Origin of the sequence: Dietzia lutea, assembly GCF_003096075.1 — a bacterium.
GTDB classification, from domain to species: domain Bacteria; phylum Actinomycetota; class Actinomycetes; order Mycobacteriales; family Mycobacteriaceae; genus Dietzia; species Dietzia lutea.
On the sequence record NZ_CP015449.1, the window covers coordinates 1,294,196 to 1,313,883 of the forward strand.

General features: G+C 73.0%; 18 protein-coding genes. 16 read left to right on the forward strand and 2 right to left on the reverse strand.

From position 1 onward, the window contains the following. Positions 1-88: 88 nt before the first annotated feature. From A6035_RS05835 to A6035_RS05845, 3 genes are all read left to right on the forward strand, one after another. Positions 89-700, forward strand: coding sequence for a class I SAM-dependent DNA methyltransferase (locus A6035_RS05835; protein ID WP_108846995.1), 612 nt, complete (start codon positions 89-91; stop codon positions 698-700). Between the two features lie 98 nt (positions 701-798). Beyond that, the gene (locus A6035_RS05840; RefSeq protein WP_162533986.1) at positions 799-1,944 is read left to right on the forward strand and encodes a sensor histidine kinase; all 1,146 of its coding nucleotides are present in this window, start codon (positions 799-801) and stop codon (positions 1,942-1,944) included. Next, complete coding sequence (locus A6035_RS05845) at positions 1,941-2,618, forward strand: response regulator (protein WP_108846997.1); 678 nt, start codon at positions 1,941-1,943, stop codon at positions 2,616-2,618. Before A6035_RS05840 ends, A6035_RS05845 begins: the two co-directional genes overlap by 4 nt. A 22-nt stretch (positions 2,619-2,640) precedes the next feature. On the opposite strand, the gene A6035_RS05850 is transcribed toward A6035_RS05845, so the two are convergent. Beyond that, positions 2,641-3,561, reverse strand: a complete 921-nt coding sequence (locus A6035_RS05850; protein ID WP_108846998.1) for a type II CAAX endopeptidase family protein — start codon at positions 3,559-3,561, stop codon at positions 2,641-2,643. A gap of 260 nt (positions 3,562-3,821) precedes the next feature. Between A6035_RS05850 and A6035_RS05855 the strand changes: the two genes are divergently transcribed. The 10 genes from A6035_RS05855 to A6035_RS05900 all read left to right on the forward strand — a co-directional run bounded on the left by A6035_RS05855 (position 3,822) and on the right by A6035_RS05900 (position 14,205). Further along, a complete protein-coding gene (locus A6035_RS05855) occupies positions 3,822-5,111 on the forward strand; it encodes an HNH endonuclease signature motif containing protein (RefSeq protein WP_108846999.1) in 1,290 nt (429 codons plus the stop codon). A 149-nt stretch (positions 5,112-5,260) separates the two neighbouring features. After that, entirely contained in the window at positions 5,261-6,565 is a 1,305-nt protein-coding gene (locus A6035_RS05860; protein ID WP_244192548.1) for a glutamate-5-semialdehyde dehydrogenase, read from the forward strand. A 70-nt stretch (positions 6,566-6,635) separates the two neighbouring features. Next, positions 6,636-7,517, forward strand: a complete 882-nt coding sequence (locus A6035_RS05865) for an AAA family ATPase (protein ID WP_108847000.1) — start codon at positions 6,636-6,638, stop codon at positions 7,515-7,517. A gap of 36 nt (positions 7,518-7,553) precedes the next feature. Then, entirely contained in the window at positions 7,554-8,984 is a 1,431-nt protein-coding gene (locus A6035_RS05870) for a vWA domain-containing protein (RefSeq protein WP_108847001.1), read from the forward strand. 65 nt (positions 8,985-9,049) lie between these two features. After that, on the forward strand, positions 9,050-9,766 hold the full coding sequence (gene nadD / locus A6035_RS05875; RefSeq protein ID WP_108847002.1) for a nicotinate-nucleotide adenylyltransferase: 717 nt from the start codon (positions 9,050-9,052) through the stop codon (positions 9,764-9,766). Then, positions 9,763-10,209 carry a ribosome silencing factor gene (gene rsfS, locus A6035_RS05880; RefSeq protein ID WP_108847003.1) on the forward strand — a complete coding sequence of 149 codons (447 nt, stop codon included), beginning with the start codon at positions 9,763-9,765 and terminating at the stop codon, positions 10,207-10,209. The genes nadD and rsfS overlap by 4 nt, the downstream gene beginning before the upstream one ends. Before the next feature lie 8 nt (positions 10,210-10,217). Continuing rightward, positions 10,218-10,916: a histidine phosphatase family protein gene (locus tag A6035_RS05885; RefSeq protein ID WP_108847004.1), complete on the forward strand. Its 699-nt coding sequence runs from the start codon at positions 10,218-10,220 to the stop codon at positions 10,914-10,916. Further along, a complete protein-coding gene (locus tag A6035_RS05890; RefSeq protein ID WP_108847005.1) occupies positions 10,913-11,743 on the forward strand; it encodes a DegV family protein in 831 nt (276 codons plus the stop codon). Before A6035_RS05885 ends, A6035_RS05890 begins: the two co-directional genes overlap by 4 nt. A gap of 51 nt (positions 11,744-11,794) precedes the next feature. Next, positions 11,795-12,769 carry a ComEA family DNA-binding protein gene (locus tag A6035_RS05895; RefSeq protein ID WP_108847006.1) on the forward strand — a complete coding sequence of 325 codons (975 nt, stop codon included), beginning with the start codon at positions 11,795-11,797 and terminating at the stop codon, positions 12,767-12,769. Beyond that, entirely contained in the window at positions 12,766-14,205 is a 1,440-nt protein-coding gene (locus tag A6035_RS05900) for a ComEC/Rec2 family competence protein (protein ID WP_108847007.1), read from the forward strand. The genes A6035_RS05895 and A6035_RS05900 overlap by 4 nt, the downstream gene beginning before the upstream one ends. Here A6035_RS05900 and A6035_RS05905 read toward each other — a convergent pair. Then, complete coding sequence (locus A6035_RS05905) at positions 14,192-15,847, reverse strand: RecQ family ATP-dependent DNA helicase (protein ID WP_108847008.1); 1,656 nt, start codon at positions 15,845-15,847, stop codon at positions 14,192-14,194. The two genes, A6035_RS05900 and A6035_RS05905, sit on opposite strands and share 14 nt — an antisense overlap. A gap of 146 nt (positions 15,848-15,993) precedes the next feature. Here A6035_RS05905 and A6035_RS05910 point away from each other — a divergent pair, with 146 nt between their 5' ends. From A6035_RS05910 to A6035_RS05920, 3 genes are read left to right on the forward strand one after another with little or no spacing between them, the layout of a single operon-like run. Next, positions 15,994-16,527 (forward strand): (2Fe-2S)-binding protein, encoded by a 534-nt coding sequence (locus tag A6035_RS05910; protein ID WP_108847009.1) that lies wholly within the window; start codon positions 15,994-15,996, stop codon positions 16,525-16,527. Then, positions 16,524-17,555 (forward strand): FAD binding domain-containing protein, encoded by a 1,032-nt coding sequence (locus A6035_RS05915; protein ID WP_108847010.1) that lies wholly within the window; start codon positions 16,524-16,526, stop codon positions 17,553-17,555. Before A6035_RS05910 ends, A6035_RS05915 begins: the two co-directional genes overlap by 4 nt. After that, positions 17,552-19,654, forward strand: a complete 2,103-nt coding sequence (locus A6035_RS05920; protein ID WP_108847011.1) for a xanthine dehydrogenase family protein molybdopterin-binding subunit — start codon at positions 17,552-17,554, stop codon at positions 19,652-19,654. The genes A6035_RS05915 and A6035_RS05920 overlap by 4 nt, the downstream gene beginning before the upstream one ends. Positions 19,655-19,688: the final 34 nt, after the last annotated feature.

Below are 19,688 nucleotides of genomic sequence, written 5' to 3' on the forward strand. Positions count from 1 at the left end.
CCGCCCCGTCCGCCGGCCGCGCGGACCATGCCCTCGTCGTCGTCACCGCCCTCGGCAGCGCCGCACCGCGGCGGCCATACTGGACCGCATGGCGCAGACATGGAAGAAGATCGTGGAGGCCGACCCCGAGCACTCGCGGCGATACGCGCGGCGCTGGGACGACATGATCGCCGAGGGCGTCGACATCGACGGCGAGGCGCGGCTCGCCGACGCCATGGCGCCGCGCGGCGCGCGCGTCCTCGACGTGGGCTGCGGCCAGGGACGGATGGGCGTCTACCTCCACGCCCGCGGCCACCGCGTCACCGGCGTCGACATCGACCCCTACCTCGTCGACCGGGCGCGCGAACAGTGCCCCGACGCCACCTGGGAGGTCGCGGACCTCGCTGACGGCGGCTGGGCCGCCGGCCCCTTCGACCTGGCCGTGTCGGCCGGCAACGTCCTCGCCTTTGTCGACCCGGCCGACCGCGGCGCCGTCCTGGCCAACCTCGCCGCCCGCCTGGCGCCGGCATCGGCGTCCACCGACGGACGGTCCGGCAGGCTGGTCGTGGGATTCGGGCTCGACCGCGGCTGGACGCGGGAGGAGTTCGACCTCGACGCCGAGCGCGCCGGACTGCGGGTCGAGCAGCGGTGGTCGACCTGGGATCTGCGGCCCTTCGACGACGACAGCGGCTTCATGGTCGCGGTACTCGTGCGCGCGTAGGGGCCCGTGCAGGTGCGTGCGTCGACCACGGGACTGAGGCTCCTCCCGGCGGCGCTCGTCGCCCCGGCGGCCCTCGCCGGCGCGGTCCTGCTCCCGGTATGGGCCGCCTCCGGGGTCGACGACACCCCGGGATACCGTCCGTCGGCGGCCCGGCGTGGTGGGTCGCGGCGGGGGTGCTCCTCGCTCAGGCGTGCGCCCTGCTGTGGTCGGGCCGCGCGCCGCGCGTCGTGCTCCTCGTGGGGGCGGCCCTGCCCGCGCTGATCGTGGTGCTCGCCCCCGGAGGGCTCTTCAGCCTCACCGTCCTGGCCACGGCGGTCGCGGTGTTCCTCGCCGTCCTCGCCCGGCCGGACCGGAGGACCGGCGTCGTGGCCGCGGTCGGTTTCGGCCTGGTCGTCGCGGGGCACCTCGCCAGCGAGCTCAGGCTGGGCGACCTGGGCGCGGGGCTCGCGGCGGTCGCCGCGCTCCTGCAGGCCGGCCTGATCGTGGGCGGCCCGGCCGCGGTGGGGGTGATGATCGCCGCGAGGCGTGACGCACGCGCCGCGCGGCTCGGCGAGCTGGCCGCCTTGGATCGTGAACGCGAAACGGCGGTCCGTGCCGCCGCGGCCCACGAGCGGACGGCCATGTCCCGGGAACTCCACGACATCGCCGCGCACCACATGTCCGGGATCGCCCTCATGGCCGCGGCGATCGACCGACAGATCGACACCGACCCGGAGGCCGCGAAGCAGTCCGCAGCACAGATCCGGCAGCAGAGTCGATCCGTGCTCACGGAGCTGCGCCGGGTGGTGGGACTGCTGCGCGAGGACGGCGACGACACCCGGGCGGCGAGGACCGTGCCCGCCGTGCGCGAACTGGTCGACGCCCGGCGCCCGTCCGGAGCGGAGGTGGAGCTGGTCGTGCACGCCGGCCCCGACGGTCGGACGCCCGGCGACGGTCTCGGCGCGCTCGCCCACCTCGTCGTCTACCGGATGGTGCAGGAGTCAATGGCCAACGTCGCCGCCCACGCCGCCGGGGCGCGGTGCGTGGTGAGCATGGACGACCGGGGGGAGCGGCTCGTGGTGACGGTGGTCGACGACGGCGAGACGCCCACGACGCCGGGCGGGCGCGGGGGATTCGGGCTGCTCGGGATGCGCGAGCGCGCGGACATGATCGGCGCCGACCTGACCTGCGGCCCCACCGACGGCGGCTGGCTGGTGCGACTCGCGGTGCCACGCGCCGAGCCGACGGACGGGGGCGACGGGTGATCCGCGTCCTGATCGCCGAGGACCACGCGCCGGCCCGGGCGGGGCTCGCCGCCGTCCTCGGTGGTGAGCCCGACATGGAGGTCGTCGGCACCGCCTCCGACGGCCCCGAGGCGCTCGAGATGGCGCGGGAACTGGTGCCCGACGTCGCCTGCCTGGACGTCCGGGTGCCGGGCCGCGACGGCCTCTCGGTGGCCCGTGAGCTGTGCGGTGCCGGGGCCGATCCGCAGATCCCCGTCCTGATCCTCACGACCTTCGACCTCGACGAGTACCTGTTCGGAGCGCTCGAGGTGGGCGTGTCCGGGTTCCTGCTCAAGGACTCCGAACCGGACGACATCGCCGCCGCCGTCCGCCGGGTGGCGGCGGGGCACGGGACCATCGACCAGGCGCTCACGCGGCGGGTGATGAGCGAGTTCGCCGAGCGCCGGAGCCTGCAGCCGGTGACCGCGGACCGCGCGCGGTCGGAGCTGACCGCCCGCGAGCTGGAGATCCTGCAGCTTCTCGCGCGGGGGATGTCCAACGAGGAGATCGCACGGTCGCTGGTGGTGGAGGTCTCCACGGTGAAGTCGCACCTGGCGCGGATGCTGCCCAAGCTCGGCGTGCGGTCCCGGCTGCAGGCGGTGGTGTGGGCGTACCAGAACCGCGTGGTCGCGGTGCCGGACCCCGAGGGTCGGTGAGACCCCCGAGGCCACGCGGGTCCTACCGGCCGAGCCGGCCGGGGTAGCCGAGCGGGCCGCGGTAGCCGAGCCGGCCGCGCGTGAGGACGGCCACGGCCGCACCGGCCACGAGCGCGCCCACGGCCAGCGCGTACATCCAGCCGTCGCCGTCTATGCCGGGGAACATCTCGTCCCACATCAGGGAGGCGAAGGTGTTCACGCTTACGTGCGCGAGGATCGCCAACGGCAGGCTCTGGCCGGTGCGGTTGAAGATCCAGGTCATGACCAGGTTGAAGCCTAGGCAGAACAGCAGGAACGACGTCGCGCGGGTCCAGCTCGCGTCCGGATACCCGCCCCACTCGGTGAAGAACAGCGGGAAGTGCCACAGCGCCCAGATCGGCCCCAGGATCATCGACGCGACCAGCGGGCTGAACCGGTCCTGCAACCGGGGTAGCGCGAAGTCACGCCAGCCCGGCTCCTCCGCGAGCCCCGTGGTGACGAACTGGAAGAGCAGAAGCGGCACGTACATGCTCAGCGCCATGAGCGACGGCGCGTGGATCTCACCGCCGGAGAACGCCAAGCCGGTGAGCAGCATCCCGCCGGGCACCCCGAGAAGGGCGACCGCGTACCAGCGACCCGGAACCCGCCAGCGCAGTAGTCGCCGGACCCAGCTGCGTATCCCGGCCCGCCCCTCGGTGACGGCGGTGACGAGGAAGGCCGAGAAGATCGGGCCGAGGTACGCGCCGGGGAGGACACCGACGATCGAGTTCAGCGTGACGGGCAGGACACCGAGCGCGGTCTCGGAGAGGACGTAGGGCGTCCACGCGATCCAGCTGAGCAGGTTGGCGAGGACGAAGAACGCGGGTAGCGGGTGGCGGCGGATGATCTCGTGCGGCCGCGGCCGCGGCCGCAGTCGGCGCGTGATGGCAGTGGCGGTGTCGGTGGGGGTTTCGGCGACGGTCATGACCGGTTCCTTCGGTGAGGTGGCCGCGGTGGGTGCGACTGCTTCTCACGGTAGGAACCGACCGGGCCAGCTCTCGAGGGGAGAAAGGCCGCATCGCGGCGTTTGCATCGAAAGGTGCAAGAGGGACCTGCCGCCCGGCGAAATACTCGACTCCGTCCGGCCCCGTCCACCACATCGCGGCAGGTAGATAGCCTAATGGGGTTATTGAACCGGGACTTAATGTTCGAACCCAGGTGCGATTGCGGCGGTAGGATAGGGACATGATCTCGGACCTGGTGGAGTCGACGACGACGAGCGTTGAGCAGCTCGCGTCGGTGTGCTGGTCGGAGGTGTCCGAGTCGGAGTTGCCTGTGGTGTTGCGGCGGCTGGAGGAGGTGTCCCGGCGTGTAGAGGCCATCAGTGCTGCGGGGGCTGCGGAGGCGGCCGGCCGTGCGGAACGTGCGGGCCGGTCGGTGTCTTCGGCGGCGACGTCGCTGGGCAAGGATCTGGGGTTGACGGCGGGGCAGTGCCGGGCCCGGATCGACGCCGGGCGTCGTGAAGGATCTCCCGCGATGGAGGCGCATCGACGGGGCCGGATCACCGCCGGGCAGGAGCGGGCGATCGGTGAGGCGGTCGCCGAACTGCCCGAGGGCACCCCCGATGAGGCGCGGGAGGATTTGTCCCGCCACCTGACGGGGTTGGCGCAGGCGGGGGCCAGCGTGCGGGCACTGACCGCGGCGGCGGCGAGGGAGTTGGCCAAGGCGGATCCGGGCCGGCTGGAGCGGCTGGAGAAGATGCAGCAGAAGCGGCGGGAGTTGCGGGCGCATCGGCCGGGTCTAGATGGGCTGGCGAGCATGGGGATCACGGCCGAGCCGCGCCTGCAAGCGCTGCTCGCGGCGGTGATCGCCCGGTTCGGCGGCCCGGGGCAGTGCATCGCCGCGCCGGCGGATCCGGAGTCTGGTGAGCAGGCCGGCCCGGAGGCATTGGCTGCGGACGACACGCGTACTGCGGGCCAGCGGGCCTATGACGCGCTCTGCCACGTGCTGGCTCTGGGCTTGGCGGTGGAGCCGGGCGCGAGCCGCGGGGTGGCGGCGATCGTGGTGCGCCTGACGCCGGAGCAGATCGACGCGGTGGAGGCCGGTGGGCCCGGCGGGCTGGTCGGCACCGACGGCGGGGTGCAGCTGAGCGCCGGGCAGGCGGTTTCGTTGGCGGGACGACGGTCCTGGTTTCTGTCAGCGCTGCGCGACGGGCGCGAGGAGCTGCGCCGAATCGACGTGGACCGGGGTCGGGTTCGTCGGTTGGCCTCGGCGATCCAGCGGCTGGTGCTGTATGCCGCGCACGGTGGGTGTACCCATCCGGGGTGCGAGCAGCCGGCGGCGAAGTGTCAGGGCCACCACGTGACGGACTGGTCGCGGGGCGGTCCCACGACGGTGTCGAACCTGGCGCTGGTGTGTCCTGTCCACCACGGGTGGATCGGTGACGGGCCCGGCCAGTGGCGCACGGTCCCGGACCCGGCACGCCCCGGTATGCCCCGATGGATCCCACCCGGGACTCCGGCGAGGGCGGCGTGACCTCCTCAGCGCCGGCAGGTGGCCTGGCCGGGTCGGGCGCTGCGTGCCCGGGCCTCCGGCTGGCCAGCCGACTCGAGATCCCCCCGCGAGCGTCCGGTCACGCTGTCACCTGCGCCGTCGGCGAGCCACCGATCGGTAAGCTGGCCCGCATGACCACCAGCCACCTCGACGCCCCCGACCTCGCCGGCCAGACGGACGCCGATCGGCCGGCCGCGGACCCGGTGCGCGACGCCGTCCACGGCGCCGCCCGTCGCGCCCGCGCCGCCTCTCGCGAGCTGGCGCTGCTGACCGCCGACCGCAAGAACACGCTGCTGCTCGCCGCCGCCGACGCCCTCGTGGCGGCGGAGTCGACGATCCTCGAAGCCAACGCGGCGGACATCGCCGAGCAGATCGAGGCCGGTACCGGAGAGGCCATGCTCGACCGGCTCCGCCTGACCGCCGACCGGATCGAGGGCATCGCCGGCGGACTGCGCCAGGTCGCCGGTCTGGCGGACCCGATCGGGACCGTCACCCGCGGGTCGACCCGGCCCAACGGACTCCAGCTCCGTCAGGTCCGCGTGCCGCTGGGCGTGGTCGGGATGATCTACGAAGGGCGGCCCAACGTCACCGTCGACGCGTTCGGTCTGGCCTTCAAGTCGGGCAACGCGGCGCTCCTCCGCGGCTCCCGCTCGGCACGCAACTCCAACGAGGCGCTCGTCGAGGTGCTGCGCGGGGTGCTCGCCGAGCACGACCTGCCCGTCGACGCCGCGCAGCTGCTGCCCTCGGAAGACCGCTCGTCGGTCACCCACCTCATCCAGGCGCGTGGCCTCGTCGACGTCGTGATCCCCCGGGGAGGCGCGGGCCTCATCCAGGCCGTGGTGGAGAACGCCAAGGTCCCCGCCATCGAGACCGGCACCGGTAACTGCCACCTCTACATCCACGGAGACGCGGACCTCGACGAGGCGATCAGCCTCCTGCTCAACGGCAAGACCCGCCGCTGCAGCGTCTGCAACGCCACCGAGACCGTCCTGCTCGACGCCGCCCTCGGCGACGCCGCCGTGGACCGCGTCGTCGGCGCCCTCCGCACGGCCGGCGTCACCGTCCACGGCGACCGGGAGGGTCTCGTCCCCGCCGACGACGTGGACTGGGGCGAGGAGTACCTCAGCATGGACATCGCCCTCAAGGTCGTCGACGGCGTCGACGAGGCGATCGACCACATCGCCCGCTGGTCGTCGGGCCACACCGAGGCCATCTCCACCCGCAGCATCGACGTGGCCGACGAGTTCTGCGCCCGTGTCGACGCGGCGGCGGTAATGGTCAACGCCTCCACCGCCTGGACCGACGGGGAGATGTTCGGCTTCGGGGCCGAGATCGGTATCTCCACTCAGAAGCTCCACGCCCGCGGTCCCATGGGGCTCGAGGAACTCACCAGCACGAAGTGGATCGCCCACGGCAAGGGGCACGTGCGGCCGTAAGGCACCCGCGCCCGAGCAGGCCGCATCCGCGCGGTTCGCACCAGATCACCCCACCGAGAGGACCCGCCCCATGGACCGAGCCCGTACCGGACAACGACCGGCGTTCGAGAGCATCGACCACGTCATCGACGCCCTCGGGGAGCAGGGGTACCTGGCCGACCGGTCGACGGCGACGGTCGTCTACCTCGCCGACCGGCTGGGCAAGCCGCTGCTCATCGAGGGTCCGGCGGGCGTCGGCAAGACGGAACTGGCCAGGGCCGTCGCCGCCGCGACCGAGGCGGAACTCATCCGGCTGCAGTGCTACGAGGGCGTCGACGAGGCCCGCGCGCTCTACGAGTGGAACCACGCCAAGCAGATCCTGCGGATCCAGGCCGGGCAGGGCGAGGGCTGGGATTCCACGCGCGACGACGTGTTCTCCGAGGAGTTCCTCCTGTCACGGCCGCTGCTCACCGCGATCCGGCGCAGCGAGCCCACCGTGCTGCTGGTCGACGAGGTGGACAAGGCCGACATCGAGATCGAGGGCCTGCTGCTGGAGGTGCTCAGCGACTTCGCGGTGACCATCCCCGAGCTGGGGACGATCGAGGCGACCCGCCGGCCCTTCGCCGTGCTGACCTCCAACGCCGCCCGCGAGCTGTCCGAGGCGCTCAAGCGACGCTGCCTCTACCTCCACCTGGACTTCCCGACGCCCGAGCTCGAGCGGAAGATCCTCGCGTCCCGGGTGCCCGAGCTGGACGACCGGCTGGCCGAGCAGCTCGTGCGCGTCGTGGGGGTGTTGCGCGCAATGGCGCTGAAGAAAGTGCCGAGCGTGTCCGAGACGATCGACTGGGGTCGCACGCTCGTGGCGCTGGGCCTGGACACGATCGACGACGAGACCGTCCTGCAGACCCTCGGCGTGGTCCTCAAACACCAGTCCGACCAGCTGCGCGCGGCCGCCGAACTGCGGCTGAACTAGCGGACGGACGCAGGAGATGATCGGGAGGCGGGGGAGATGACCCAGAAGAGCCCGGGTGGCCTGTCCGGCCACCTCGTCGACTTCGTCGACGCACTGCGCCGTAAGGGCATCCCCGTCGGGCCCAGCGAGGCGGTCGACGCGGCCTCGGCGATGGTGCACGTCGACCTGCTCGACCGCGCCGCGCTGCGCGAGGCGCTGGCCTCGACGATCCTGCACAAGCCCACGCACCGCGGGGTGTTCGACCAGCTCTTCGACCTGTGGTTCCCGGCCGCCGTCGGCGGCCACACCCCGGGCGACGCGGTGACGCTCGAGGTGGAGATCCCGACCGACGACGACGGCAAGGTGGATCCCGACGCCCTGAACGACCTCATTGCCTCGCTGCTTCTGGAGGACACCGACGAGTCGCGCGCCAAGGCCCGGGCGCTCGCCGAACTCCTGGTGGAGCAGCTCGGCTCGTACGACTCGGTCAACGGCCCGCGCTACTCCGCCTACCAGGCGTTGAGCCCGCTGGACACCAACTCGATCATGCAGAGGATCCTCGACGGTCTACTCGGCGCCGACCCCTTCGACCCCGACGGTTCCAAGCGGCACGCGGAGAAGACCGCGGCCGCCAACGCCGCGGCGGACCTGGTGCGCGGGTTCCTACGCGAGGTCGCCGACGAGACGCGTCGCCGCACCGCCGAGACCGTGGGGCGCGACCGGGTGGCCCAGTACGCGGTCGGCCCGGCGGCCGAGCAGGTCGACTTCCTGCGCGCCAACGACCAGGATCTGCAGGCGCTCCGTCGCCGGGTCGGGCCGCTGGCGCGCCAGCTCGGGAGTCGCCTGGCCGCGCGGCGTCGCCGCCACCGGCACGGTGCCATCGACATGCGCAAGACCATGCGTCGGTCGATGTCCACGGGAGGGGTCCCCGTCGAGCTGGTCCTGCGCAAGCCGCGTCCGGCCCGGCCCGAGCTGGTGGTCCTGTGCGACGTGTCCGGGTCGGTCGCGGGCTTCAGTCACTTCACCCTCCAGCTGGTGCACTCGCTCCGTGAGCAGTTCTCCCGGGTGCGGGTCTTCGCGTTCGTCGACACCACCGACGAGGTGACCTCGTTCTTCGAATCGGGCTCCGACCTCGGGACGGCGATGAGCAGGATGGTGCGGGAGGCGGAGATCATCACCTACGACGGGCACTCCGACTACGGGCACGCTCTCGAGGGATTCGCCGACAGGTACGCCCATACGCTGACGAGGACGGGGTCGCTGCTCATCCTGGGCGACGGCCGCAACAACTACCGCGATCCCGCGGTCGGGGCGCTGGAGTTCGTCAGCGAGCGCGTCGGGCACACCCACTGGCTCAACCCGGAACCGCAGCGGCAGTGGGGGACCGGCGACTCGGCCGCCAAGTTGTACTCCCAGTACGTGCCGATGCACGAGTGCCGCAACGTCGAGCAGCTCACGGCGGTCGTCTCCAGCCTGCTGCCCGTGTGAGCGACCGGGGCGGCGGGGAGCGGCAGACGAGTACGCGCCACCCCGGCCCGATAGACTCGGTGACCATGACCACGACGGGAACCGCCGACGGCTCGCGGCGCCGCATCGGAGTGATGGGCGGAACCTTCGACCCGATCCACCACGGTCACCTCGTGGCGGCCAGCGAGGTGGCTCATCGGTTCGATCTCGACGACGTCGTGTTCGTCCCCACGGGCGAGCCGTGGCAGAAGCGTAGCCGGGAGGTCTCCCCGGCCGAGGACCGCTATCTCATGACCGTCATCGCGACGGCCTCCAACCCGCGCTTCTCGGTCAGCCGCGTGGACATCGATCGCCAGGGGCCGACCTACACGGTCGACACCCTCAAGGACCTCCTCCGTCAGCACCCGGAGACCGAGCTGTTCTTCATCACCGGTGCCGACGCGTTGGAGAAGATCCTGACCTGGCGCGGCTGGGAGGAGATGTTCGAGCTCGCCACGTTCGTCGGCGTCTCCCGCCCCGGTTTCGAGCTGTCCGACACCCATCTCACCGAGATCGAGGACGGGCGGGTCTACCTGCTCGAGATCCCGGCCCTGGCCATCTCGTCCACCGAATGCCGCCGCCGTGCGGCCGACGGCGCCCCCGTCTGGTACCTGGTACCCGACGGGGTCGTGCAGTACATCGCCAAACGCAACCTGTACCGACCGGAGGGCTCCACCCGTCTGGACGGCACCCCAGTAGCGACGGCCCCGGTGCACCGGGTTCCCGTCCCCATCGATTCGCAACCCGAGGAGAACCCCCAGTGACCGCAAGCCCCGAGGCCCTGGAGATGGCCGCCGTCGCGGCCCGCGCCGCAGACGACAAGCTGGCGACCGACATCGTCGTCATCGACGTCTCCGACCAACTCGTCATCACCGACTGCTTCGTCCTGGCGTCCGCGGACACCGAGCGGCAGGTGAACTCCGTCGTGGAGGAGATCGAGGACAAGCTCCGCGAGGCCGGACACAAGCCACTGCGCCGCGAGGGCACCCGCGAGGGTCGTTGGGCCCTGCTCGACTACAACGAGCTCGTCGTGCACGTGCAGCACGTCGACGAGCGCGACTACTACTCGCTCGACCGGTTGTGGAAGGACTGCCCGGTCGTGGAGATCGAGGGCGTCGAGACGTCCCGGCCTTCGGATGCCGCTGCCGCCGGCGGGGCCGATGACTCGCTCGCCCCGGAGGAGCCACAGCGGGATCAGGAGCTCTGAACTCCTCGGTGACCCGACGTCTCATCCTGCTGCGTCACGGCCAGACGCACTACAACGCCTCGCTGCGGATGCAGGGGCAGTTGGACACCGAACTCAGTGAGCTCGGGGTCCGGCAGGCGCACGCCGTCGGCCGGGCCCTGGCGCCCCGACGGCCGTGGACGATCCTGTCCTCGGATCTCCAGCGTGCGCACGAGACGGCGAAGGCGCTGGCGTCCGAGGTGGGACTGGATGTCCGCACCGATCCGCGGCTGCGCGAGACGAACCTGGGGACCTGGCAGGGGATGAGCCACTCGGAGGTCGACGAGCAGTGGCCGGACGCGAGGCTGCGGTGGCGCAGCAGTCCACGCTGGTCGCCGCCGGACGGGGAGAGCCGCATCGATGTGGCGCGCCGTACCCGCGAGGTCGTCGACGAGCTCGTCGAGTCGTCTCCGGAGTGGGGGGAGCACCCGGCCGTGATCGTCGCGCACGGTGGCGCCATCGCGGCGCTGACCGGGGCACTGCTCGAACTGCCCGTGGAGCACTACCCGATGTTCAACGGGCTCGGCAACACCTGCTGGGTGCAGTTGTCCGCCCACCCGCGCCCCGCTGACCCGGACGAGTCGCAGGCCGAGCCGGAGGTCGCGCCCACCACCGACGCGGCACGGGCCTTCCTGTGGCGCCTGGACCAGTGGAACGCGGGGATCACACCGCCGGTGGACGCCCCGTGACGATCCGACTGGTCACCGATTCCTGCGCGGATCTGCCGGCCGCGTGGGTGCGCGCCTTCGGCATCACGGTCGTGCCGCTGCACGTCGTGGAGGAGGACGACAAGGCCGTCTCCACCGCGGCGGTGACCCCTGACGAACTCGCGGCCATCTACGCCGACCTCCTCGCCGACCCGGACTGCACGGGTGTCGTCTCGGTGCACCTGTCGAAGGAGCTCTCGCGGACCTGGCAGTCGGCCAGCGACGCCGCCACCCGGTTCGGTGGCCGCGTCCTCGTCTCCGACTCGCGGGGGGCGGGGATGGCCTTCGGTGCCGCGGTCGCCCAGTGCGCGTGGGCCGCGGACAACGGGCTCGGGCTGTCGGCGACCTACGACCTCGCCGAGCGTCTGTGTCGGGGCGCCTCGACGTACGCGGCCCTCGAGTCGCTCGAGCATCTACGGCGGGGCGGCCGGATCAGCGCCCTGGCCGCGATCTTCGGCAGCGCGCTGGCGATGCGTCCGGTGATCGTGCTGCGGTCGGGATCGGTCGACCTCGCCGCGAAGGCACGCACCACCACGAAGGCCCATGAGCGCCTCCGCGCGCTGCTTCGAGACGATCTCTCCCGGGGCGACGTCCTGGTCGTCATCCACCACCACGAGGCCGCGGAACGGGCCGGGGAGATGGCCGCGGAGATCCGCAAGCAGACCCCGTTCCCGGAGCGCGTCATCGTCGTCGAATTCGACGAGGTCCTCGCGTGGCATCTGGGCCCCGGAACAGTGGGTGTGTCGGTGACGGACCTGACGGACACCGAATTCCCCATCCCGTCCCCCTCTCCACAGGACGTGGACTGAGGACCGCGTTCCGGAGCGGGTGGGGGAGGGCGCCGGTCTAGCGTCGCGCCCATGCGAACCGAGACCCGGGCCCGTCCCGCCGATCCCGAGCGGAATCCGACGCGGGCGGCCGCACTGCAGCGACTGGCCGGTGCGCTCGCGCCGGAGGCGGTCGGTCGGAGTTATGAACCGGCCGCGGAGTCGGCCCGGGTGCCGTGGGCGGAACCCGATCCGGACGGAGCCCGGCCGGAGCGCGTCCCCGCCGAGGAGCCGGACATCGCCGCATGGGCCGACCCGCCGTGGTGGGCCCGCATCCGGTGGGCACCCGATCGTCTCGCCGGCGTCGCGCTGGTGGTGGTGGTCCTCGCTCTCGGGGCGTTCTCCGTGCACAGGCTGCTCGCCGCCGTCCCGGCGGGTCCGCCCGTTCCCGAGCTGCCCCTGGCGGAGTCGGACGCGGCGTCGGCGGGCGGTGGCCCGGCCCCCACGCCGTCCGCGCCGACGGCACCTGCGACGGCCGCTGCGGGAGCCGACCCGGACGCCGCGGAAGGCCCCCTCGTCGTCTCCGTGGTCGGCCTGGTGGGGCGCAGTGGGCTGGTCACCCTCACGCCCGGCGCCAGGGTCGCCGACGCACTCGACAGCGCTGGCGGGGTCCTCGAGGGCGGGGACCGGGACGGGCTCAACCTGGCGCGCAGGGTCGCGGACGGCGAGCAGATCCTCGTCGGTCTGGCCCCCGGGCCGGACGGGCCGAGGGGGCCGCGGAGCGACATCGTCGGGCCCGGCCCCGCCCAGCCTCCCGTCGTCCCGGGCGCCCCGGCGGCCGGGCCTTCCGCGCCGGCACCCGCCGGAACGGGCGCCGGGCCGGTCGATCTCAACACCGCTGACGCCGCCGCCCTGGAGTCCCTGCCCGGGGTCGGGCCGGTCACCGCGGCGGCGATCCTCGCGTGGCGGTCGGCCAACGGTGCGTTCACCAGCATCGACCAGTTGGTCGAGGTCGACGGGATAGGTCCGGCGACGCTGGCGAAGTTGCGGCCCCTGGTGACGGTGTGACAGATCCGGAGCCCCGGGCGCCGGCTCACGCGGCGTCCCGGACGCCGGCGGCCCGCGACCTCCGGCTGGTGGTGCCCACGCTCGCGGTGTTCGTCGCCACCGCTGCGACGGTCGCGCTCCGCCCGGCCGTCGCGGCCGCTCTCGCGGTGGTGCTGCTGGCCGCCGCCGCGGTGGCCGCGGTGTGGTCGACGGGCGCGGGTGGCAGAGCGAAGATCGACCACGTCGCACTCGGGGTGGTGGCGCTGGCGTGCGCGGTCGGTGCGGTCTCGGCGGGGGCCCAGGCGGCGCGGACGCACGTGCTGGCCGCGCACCCGCTGGTCGATCTGGTGGGCGCCCGCACCGGTGTGGAGGCGGTGGTGACAGGGTTCGACCGGCCGGTCCGCAGCGGCGGGGTCATGGTGCCCGTGCGGGTCGAGGTCACCGGGACGGGTACCGCGGCGCGCCGCGGCGAGCTCGACGTGGTGCTCCTCGCGCGGGAGGGCTGGCGGGGCCTGCCGCCGGGGACCCGGGTCACCACATCGGTGACGGTGCTGGAACCCCGATCGGTCGGCGAGCCGCCGGGCCTCCGGGCTCTCGCGCCACCCCGGATCACCGGTCCGCCGGGCTGGGGCGGCCGGATCCCCGCGGCGGTACGGCACCGTTTCCGGGAGGTGTCCGACCGGGCCCTCTCCGGGGAGGCCGCGGGTCTATTGCCGTCGTTCGTGCTCGGCGACGAGGGTGGCGTGTCGGCCGAGACTCGGGACGAGTTCCGCGCGTCCGGGCTCGCGCATCTCGCCGCCGTCTCGGGTGCCAACACGACCTACGTCGTCGGAGCGGTGTTGCTCGCGGCCGCCGCGGCGGGGATCGGCCGTCGTGGTCGCCTCCTGGCCGCGGCCCTCGCGTTGGCCGGGTTCGTCGCGGTGGTCGGCCCGGAGCCGGCCGTGCTGCGCGCGGCGGGGACGGGGGCGATCGGCCTGGCCGCACTGGGCGCGCGCCGCACCGGTAGGCCACTGGCGGCGCTGGCGGCGATCGTCCTCCTCGTGGCACTCCTCGACCCCGCGACGGCGACGGGGGCGGGTTTCGTCCTGTCCGTGTCCGCGACGGCCGCGCTCGTGGTGGCCGCGAGGCCGGTGGCCCAGCGGCTCCGCCGACCGTGGATGCCCGGCCCCGCCGCCGACGTCCTGGCGGTCTGCCTCGTCGCGCACGTGGCCACGCTCCCGATCCTCGTGGCCTCCGGGCTCGGGTCCGGGCCGTGGGCGCTACCCGCGAACATCGCGGTCGCCCCCGCGGTGCCGGTCGTGACGGTGCTGGGCACCGCGGCCGCCGCGCTCGGCCCGCTGTGGCAGGGCGGGGCCGTGGTGCTGGCCGCGGCGTGCGCGCCCGCGCTGTGGTGGCTCGACACCGTCGCCGGCGTCGCGGCCGGCCTGCCCGGCTCGCCGACGGTCACGCCCGGGTGAGCAGCTCTTGCTCGCGGACGAGATCCAGGGACAGAGTCCGGTACCCCTGCTCCTCGAAGAACACGGTGAGACGGTCGTCGTCGACACTCATGACGATCCCTGATCCCCACTCCCGGTGGACCACCGCGGACTGGAGGGGGAAGTCGACCGCGTCATGAGTGATGTCCACGGCCGTGCCGGCGTCGCAGGTATCGCAGTTCCCACAGGGATCGGCGAGCTCGTCACCGAAGTAGCCGAGCAGGAACTGGCGTCGACACCCGTCGGTCTCCGCGTACCCGCGCATCATCTCGATCCGGGACCGATCGATCCGCTCGAGCGTCTCGGACATCTCCTCCGCGCGGCGCACCGCCTCCTTGGGACGCACGTCCTCGACGAGCTCGACCCCCCTCTTGTCGGAGGTGAGCACCCCGGCCGCCTCGAGCAGGTTGACCGCGCCCGTGACGCGCTTCCCGCCCGCGTCGACGGCCTTCTTCAGCCGGCTCAGCCGCTCCGGCCCGTCCGCTCGGCGCAGGTGACGGACGACGGCGCGGATCACCTCTTCGTCCGCGCTGTGGGACGAGAAGAAGCTGCGCAGTCCGAGGTCCTCGCTGCGGTAGTGCAGTTCGATGGTGGCCGGCTCGCGGTCGCGTCCCGCGCGCCCGGCCTCCTGGTAGTAGGTGTCGAGCGAGTCGGGGATGTCGGCGTGGAGGACGAACCGCACGTCCTCCTTGTCGATGCCCATCCCGAACGCGTTCGTCGCAACCACCACGTCGAGGTCACCGTCGAGGAAGGCACCCAGCGTCTCCTCGCGCTCCGCCGCCTTCTGCCCGGCGTGATAGGCGCGGACCCGCAACGGACGGTCCGCGGCGGCCGCGCGCTCGGCGATGCGAGCCGCGTAGTCCTCGGTGGACTTCCGGGTCGCCGTGTAGACCAGCCCGGGCCCGGCCAGTTCGACGGCCCGCTCCACGACCGCGTCCTTCTTGTCGTCGTCCTCCACGTGGCGCCGCACGGCGAGGTGCAGCTCCGGCCGGTCGAAGCCGCCGGCGAGCACGAGCGCGTCGTACATGGCCAGCCGGTCGAGGATCTCCTCCCGCACCGGCGTCGAGGCGGTCGCGGTGAGGGCGATGACGGTCGGCGACCCCATTCGGTGCCGCGCGGCGTCGAGGCGGAGGTAGTCGGGGCGGAAGTCGTGCCCCCAGGCGGAGACGCAGTGCGCCTCGTCCACGACGAGAAAGCTCGGGCCCGCCTCGCGGAGGCGGTCGAGGACCTCGCTCTTGGCCAGCTGCTCGGGGGTGAGGAACACGAAGTCGACGCGCCCGGCGAGGACGTCGTCCCACGCCTCGGCCTGCGCCCGCGCGCCCATCGAGGAGTTGATCGCCAGCGATCGGGTGGGGGCGTCGTCGGCGAGCTCGTTGAGCCCCTCGCACTGGTCGGTCTGCAACGCGATGAGCGGGGAGACCACGATGCACGGTCCCTCCGACATGATCCCGGCGAGCTGGTAGATCGCCGACTTGCCGTATCCGGTGGGCAGGACGGCCAGCACGTCCCGGCCGCTCACCGCCGCCCGGATCGCCTCGGCCTGCGGCGGCCGCAGTTCGTCCCATCCGAAGACGCGGTTCGCCACCTCGAGGGGATCGGTGGCCTCGGCCTGCGTCGTCGTCACGTGTGCGTCCTCTCCGTCGCGGTCGGGCGGCCCGCGGTGGGATGGCCCCGGACCCCCGAGGGTAAGCGCAGGCCGGGCATCGGCCACCGCGCGCGGCTCCCGCCGACCGGTCGCGCCCACCCCACGGGCGCACTTACAGTCGGCTCATGGAGATGCGCATCACGCTCCGGGTCGACGGCGCGCAGCACGAGGTCACGGTGGACACGCGGACCACGCTGCTGGACGCGCTGCGCGATCGGATCGGCAACTACTCGCCCAAGAAGGGGTGCGACCACGGCCAATGCGGTTCGTGCACCGTGCTGGTGGACGACCGCCGGGTCACCTCGTGCCTGTCCCTGGCGGTGGCACAGGACAGCCGGGACGTCGTCACGGCTGCCGGATTGTCCGACGAAGGGCTCCACCCGGTCCAGCAGGCGTTCGTCGACACCGACGCGTTCCAGTGCGGGTACTGCACACCCGGGCAGGTGTGCAGCGTCGTGGGGATGCTCGACGAGGCCGGACAGGGCGCCCCGAGCCACGTCACGGAGGACCTCGACGCCGAGGTCGAGCTGACCGACGAGGAGATCAGGGAACGGATGAGCGGCAATTTGTGTCGGTGCGCGGCGTACCCGAACATCGTCGCCGCGATCCGGCAGGTCCGGGACTCCGCGCCCGCCGACCGGGAAGGGGCCCGACCATGAGACCGTTCCGCTACGAGCGCCCGGAGGACACCGACGCGGCGGTCGCGCTGCTCAGCGAGCACGACGGTGCGAGGCCGCTGGCCGGCGGCACCAACCTGGTCGACCTGATGAAGCTCGGGGTGGCGACCCCCGACGTCGTCGTGGACGTGTCCCGGCTCCCGTTGGACACCGTCGACCCACTGGACGGGGGCGGGGCGCGGATCGGCGCCAACGTCCGCAACGCCGACCTCGCCGCGCATCCGCTCATCCGGAGGGACTACCCGGTGCTGAGCCGGGCGCTGCTCTCGGCGGCCTCGCCGCAGCTGCGCAACCTCGCCACGACCGGCGGCAACCTCCTCCAACGCACCCGCTGCGTCTACTTCCAGGACGTCACCACACCGTGCAACAAGCGTGAGCCCGGCAGTGGGTGCTCCGCGATCGGTGGGTACACCCGCTACCACGCCGTGTTCGGTCACTCGGACGACTGCATCGCCACGCACCCCTCCGACATGGCCGTCGCGCTGGCCGTGCTCGACGCGACGGTGGTGGCCCTCGGGCCCGGTGGTGAGCGCCGGATCCCGGCGGCGGACTTCCACCGCCTGCCGGGGGACCGGCCGCATCTCGACACGGTCCTCGAGCGAGACGAACTGGTGGTCGCGGTGGAGCTACCGCCGCCGGTGACCGGCGCCGTCTCGACCTACCGGAAGGTCCGCGACCGGGCGTCGTTCGCGTTCGCGCTCGTCTCCGTCGCCGCGCACCTGGAGATCGACGACGACGAGGTGATCACCGGCGTCCGGATCGCGTGCGGCGGGGTGGCGCACAAGCCGTGGCGGGCGGCCAGGGCCGAGGAGCTGCTCACCGGGCGCGCGGCGAGCACCGCGGCGTTCGCCGAAGCGGCGGACGCCGAACTCGCGGACGCGACGCCCGTAGAGGGCGCCGAGTTCAAGGTCCCGCTGCTACGGCGGACCATCATCGCCGTCCTGCGCGACCTCGCCGCGGAGGCCACGGGCGGCCGCGCGGGCATCACCGGAGAGGAGGGTCCGCGATGAGCGCCATCGGCACCTCGACCCCGCGGCTCGACGGGCCCGCCAAGGTCACCGGGACCGCACAGTACGCCGCGGAGCACACCGGCCCCGGCGAGCCCGTGTTCCTCCACCCGGTCACCTCCACCATCGCGCGCGGCTCCGTCACCTCGATGGACACCTCCGAGGCCGAGTCGCAGCCCGGGGTGCTCGCCGTCCTCACGCCGTGGAACGCGCCGCGGCTGGCCGACACCTCCGAGCGCGAGTACGTGATCTGCCAGGACACCGACGTGCTCTACCGCGGCCAGCCGATCGGTCTCGTCCTGGCCGAGACGGCGGAGGCGGCCCGGTGGGCGCAGTCGCTGGTGCGGGTGGAGTACGACCAGCAGCCCCACGACGTGGGGTTCCGCACCGACCACCCGGATGACTACGAGCCCGAGGTGGTCAACGGCGGGTACGAGCCCGCGTCGGCGACCGGCGAGATGGGGCCGTCCCTCGCCCGGGCGCAGGCGGACGGCCACGTGGTGGACCAGAGCTACTCCACGCCGGAGGAGCACAACAACCCGATGGAACCGCACGCCGTCTCGGCCCACTGGGATCCGGACGGTCCGCTGTTGACGATGTACGACTCCACGCAGTCCCCGCACGGCGTGGCCTCCACGCTCGCCCCCGTCCTCGGGCTGGAGACCGAGCAGATCCGGGTGATCGCCCCGCACGTCGGCGGCGGGTTCGGCTCCAAGGGCGCGCCGCACGCCCACGACGTGCTGGTGGCGCTGGGGGCCATCCACCTGCCGGGTCGGCTCATCAAGTACGCGGTGACCCGGCAGCAGATGTTCGTCTTCGTGGGCTACCGCCCGCGGACGGTCTCGCGGATCCGGCTGGCCTCCGACGCGGACGGGCGCCTCACCGCGATCGGTCACGAGGCGTGGTCGCAGAGTTCGCGGGTCAAGGAGTTCGTCGAGCAGGCCGCCGTGCCGTCGCGTTCGATGTACGCCGCGCCCAACCGGCGGACCTTCCATCACGCCGTCCCTCTGGACGTGCCGGCCCCGTACTGGATGCGGGCGCCGGGCGAGGCTCCGGGGGCGTTCGCCGCCGAGGTCGCGATGGACGAGCTGGCCGAGGCATGCGGGCTGGACCCGATCGAGTTGCGGGTGCGCAACGACCCGGAGACGGACCCCGAGTCCGGGAGGCCGTGGTCCTCGCGGCGTCTGGTCGACTGCCTGCGCGAGGGCGCTGATCGCTTCGGGTGGTCCGAGCGGCCCGCGACGCCGGCGTCCCGCCGGGACGGTCGCTGGATGGTCGGCTACGGCGTCGCCAGCGCCGCGTACCCGCACATGGTGCAGCCCGGTTCGCAGGCCACGATCCGTGCCGAGGGCGGTGGCCGCTACCGGGTGCAGGTCGGCGCCGTGGACATCGGCACCGGCACGTGGACCGCGCTCACCCTGGTCGCCGCGGACGCCCTCGGGGTTTCCGCCGAGGCCATCTCTCTGGAGATCGGCGACACCGCCCTGCCGTACGCCACGGTCGCCGGCGGTTCGTCCGGGATCTCGTCGTGGGGCTCGGCCATCTTCGCCGCGGCCGGGCGGTTCCGGACGAGGTACGGCGACGACCCGCCGGCGGGCGCGGAGACCACCGCTGCCGCCGGCGACAACCCCGAGCTCGAGCGCTATCGCGCGATCTCGTTCGGCGCCCACTTCGCGGAGGTCCGCGTGGACGCCGACACCGGCGAGATCCGGGTGCCGCGGATGCTCGGCGTCTTCTCGATCGGCCGGGTGGTCAATCCCCGTACCGTGCGGTCGCAGTTCATCGGCGGCATGACCTTCGGGTTGTCCATGGCGCTGCACGAGCAGAGCGTCCGCGACACCCGGTTCGGCCACGTCGTCACCCAGAATCTCGCGGACTACCACGTACCCACCCATGCCGACGCCACCGACATCGACGCGGTCTGGCTCGACGAGGTCGACGAGTTCGCGACCCCGATGGGCACGCGCGGGGCGGGGGAGATCGGCAACGTCGGCAGTGCGGCCGCCGTGGTCAACGCGATCCATAGCGCCACCGGTGCACGCATCCGCGACCTCCCCGTCCACGCCGACGCGCTCCTGGAGCACCTGCCTGTCGATCAGTAGACGCCGCGGCGGCCGCCGGTCCGGGGGATCACCG

What these genes read in the sequence shown, in the direction of transcription:
- A6035_RS05855 (WP_108846999.1), top strand. Translation starts at nt 3,822, where the DNA reads ATGATCTCGGACCTGGTGGAGTCGACGACGACGAGCGTTGAGCAGCTC.
- A6035_RS05865 (WP_108847000.1), top strand. Translation starts at nt 6,636, where the DNA reads ATGGACCGAGCCCGTACCGGACAACGACCGGCGTTCGAGAGCATCGAC.
- A6035_RS05835 (WP_108846995.1), top strand. Translation starts at nt 89, where the DNA reads ATGGCGCAGACATGGAAGAAGATCGTGGAGGCCGACCCCGAGCACTCG.
- A6035_RS05870 (WP_108847001.1), top strand. Translation starts at nt 7,554, where the DNA reads ATGACCCAGAAGAGCCCGGGTGGCCTGTCCGGCCACCTCGTCGACTTC.
- A6035_RS05895 (WP_108847006.1), top strand. Translation starts at nt 11,795, where the DNA reads ATGCGAACCGAGACCCGGGCCCGTCCCGCCGATCCCGAGCGGAATCCG.
- A6035_RS05915 (WP_108847010.1), top strand. Translation starts at nt 16,524, where the DNA reads ATGAGACCGTTCCGCTACGAGCGCCCGGAGGACACCGACGCGGCGGTC.
- A6035_RS05860 (WP_244192548.1), top strand. Translation starts at nt 5,261, where the DNA reads ATGACCACCAGCCACCTCGACGCCCCCGACCTCGCCGGCCAGACGGAC.
- A6035_RS05840 (WP_162533986.1), top strand. Translation starts at nt 799, where the DNA reads ATGGGCCGCCTCCGGGGTCGACGACACCCCGGGATACCGTCCGTCGGC.
- nadD (WP_108847002.1), top strand. Translation starts at nt 9,050, where the DNA reads ATGACCACGACGGGAACCGCCGACGGCTCGCGGCGCCGCATCGGAGTG.
- A6035_RS05920 (WP_108847011.1), top strand. Translation starts at nt 17,552, where the DNA reads ATGAGCGCCATCGGCACCTCGACCCCGCGGCTCGACGGGCCCGCCAAG.
- A6035_RS05850 (WP_108846998.1), bottom strand. Translation starts at nt 3,561, where the DNA reads ATGACCGTCGCCGAAACCCCCACCGACACCGCCACTGCCATCACGCGC.
- A6035_RS05910 (WP_108847009.1), top strand. Translation starts at nt 15,994, where the DNA reads ATGGAGATGCGCATCACGCTCCGGGTCGACGGCGCGCAGCACGAGGTC.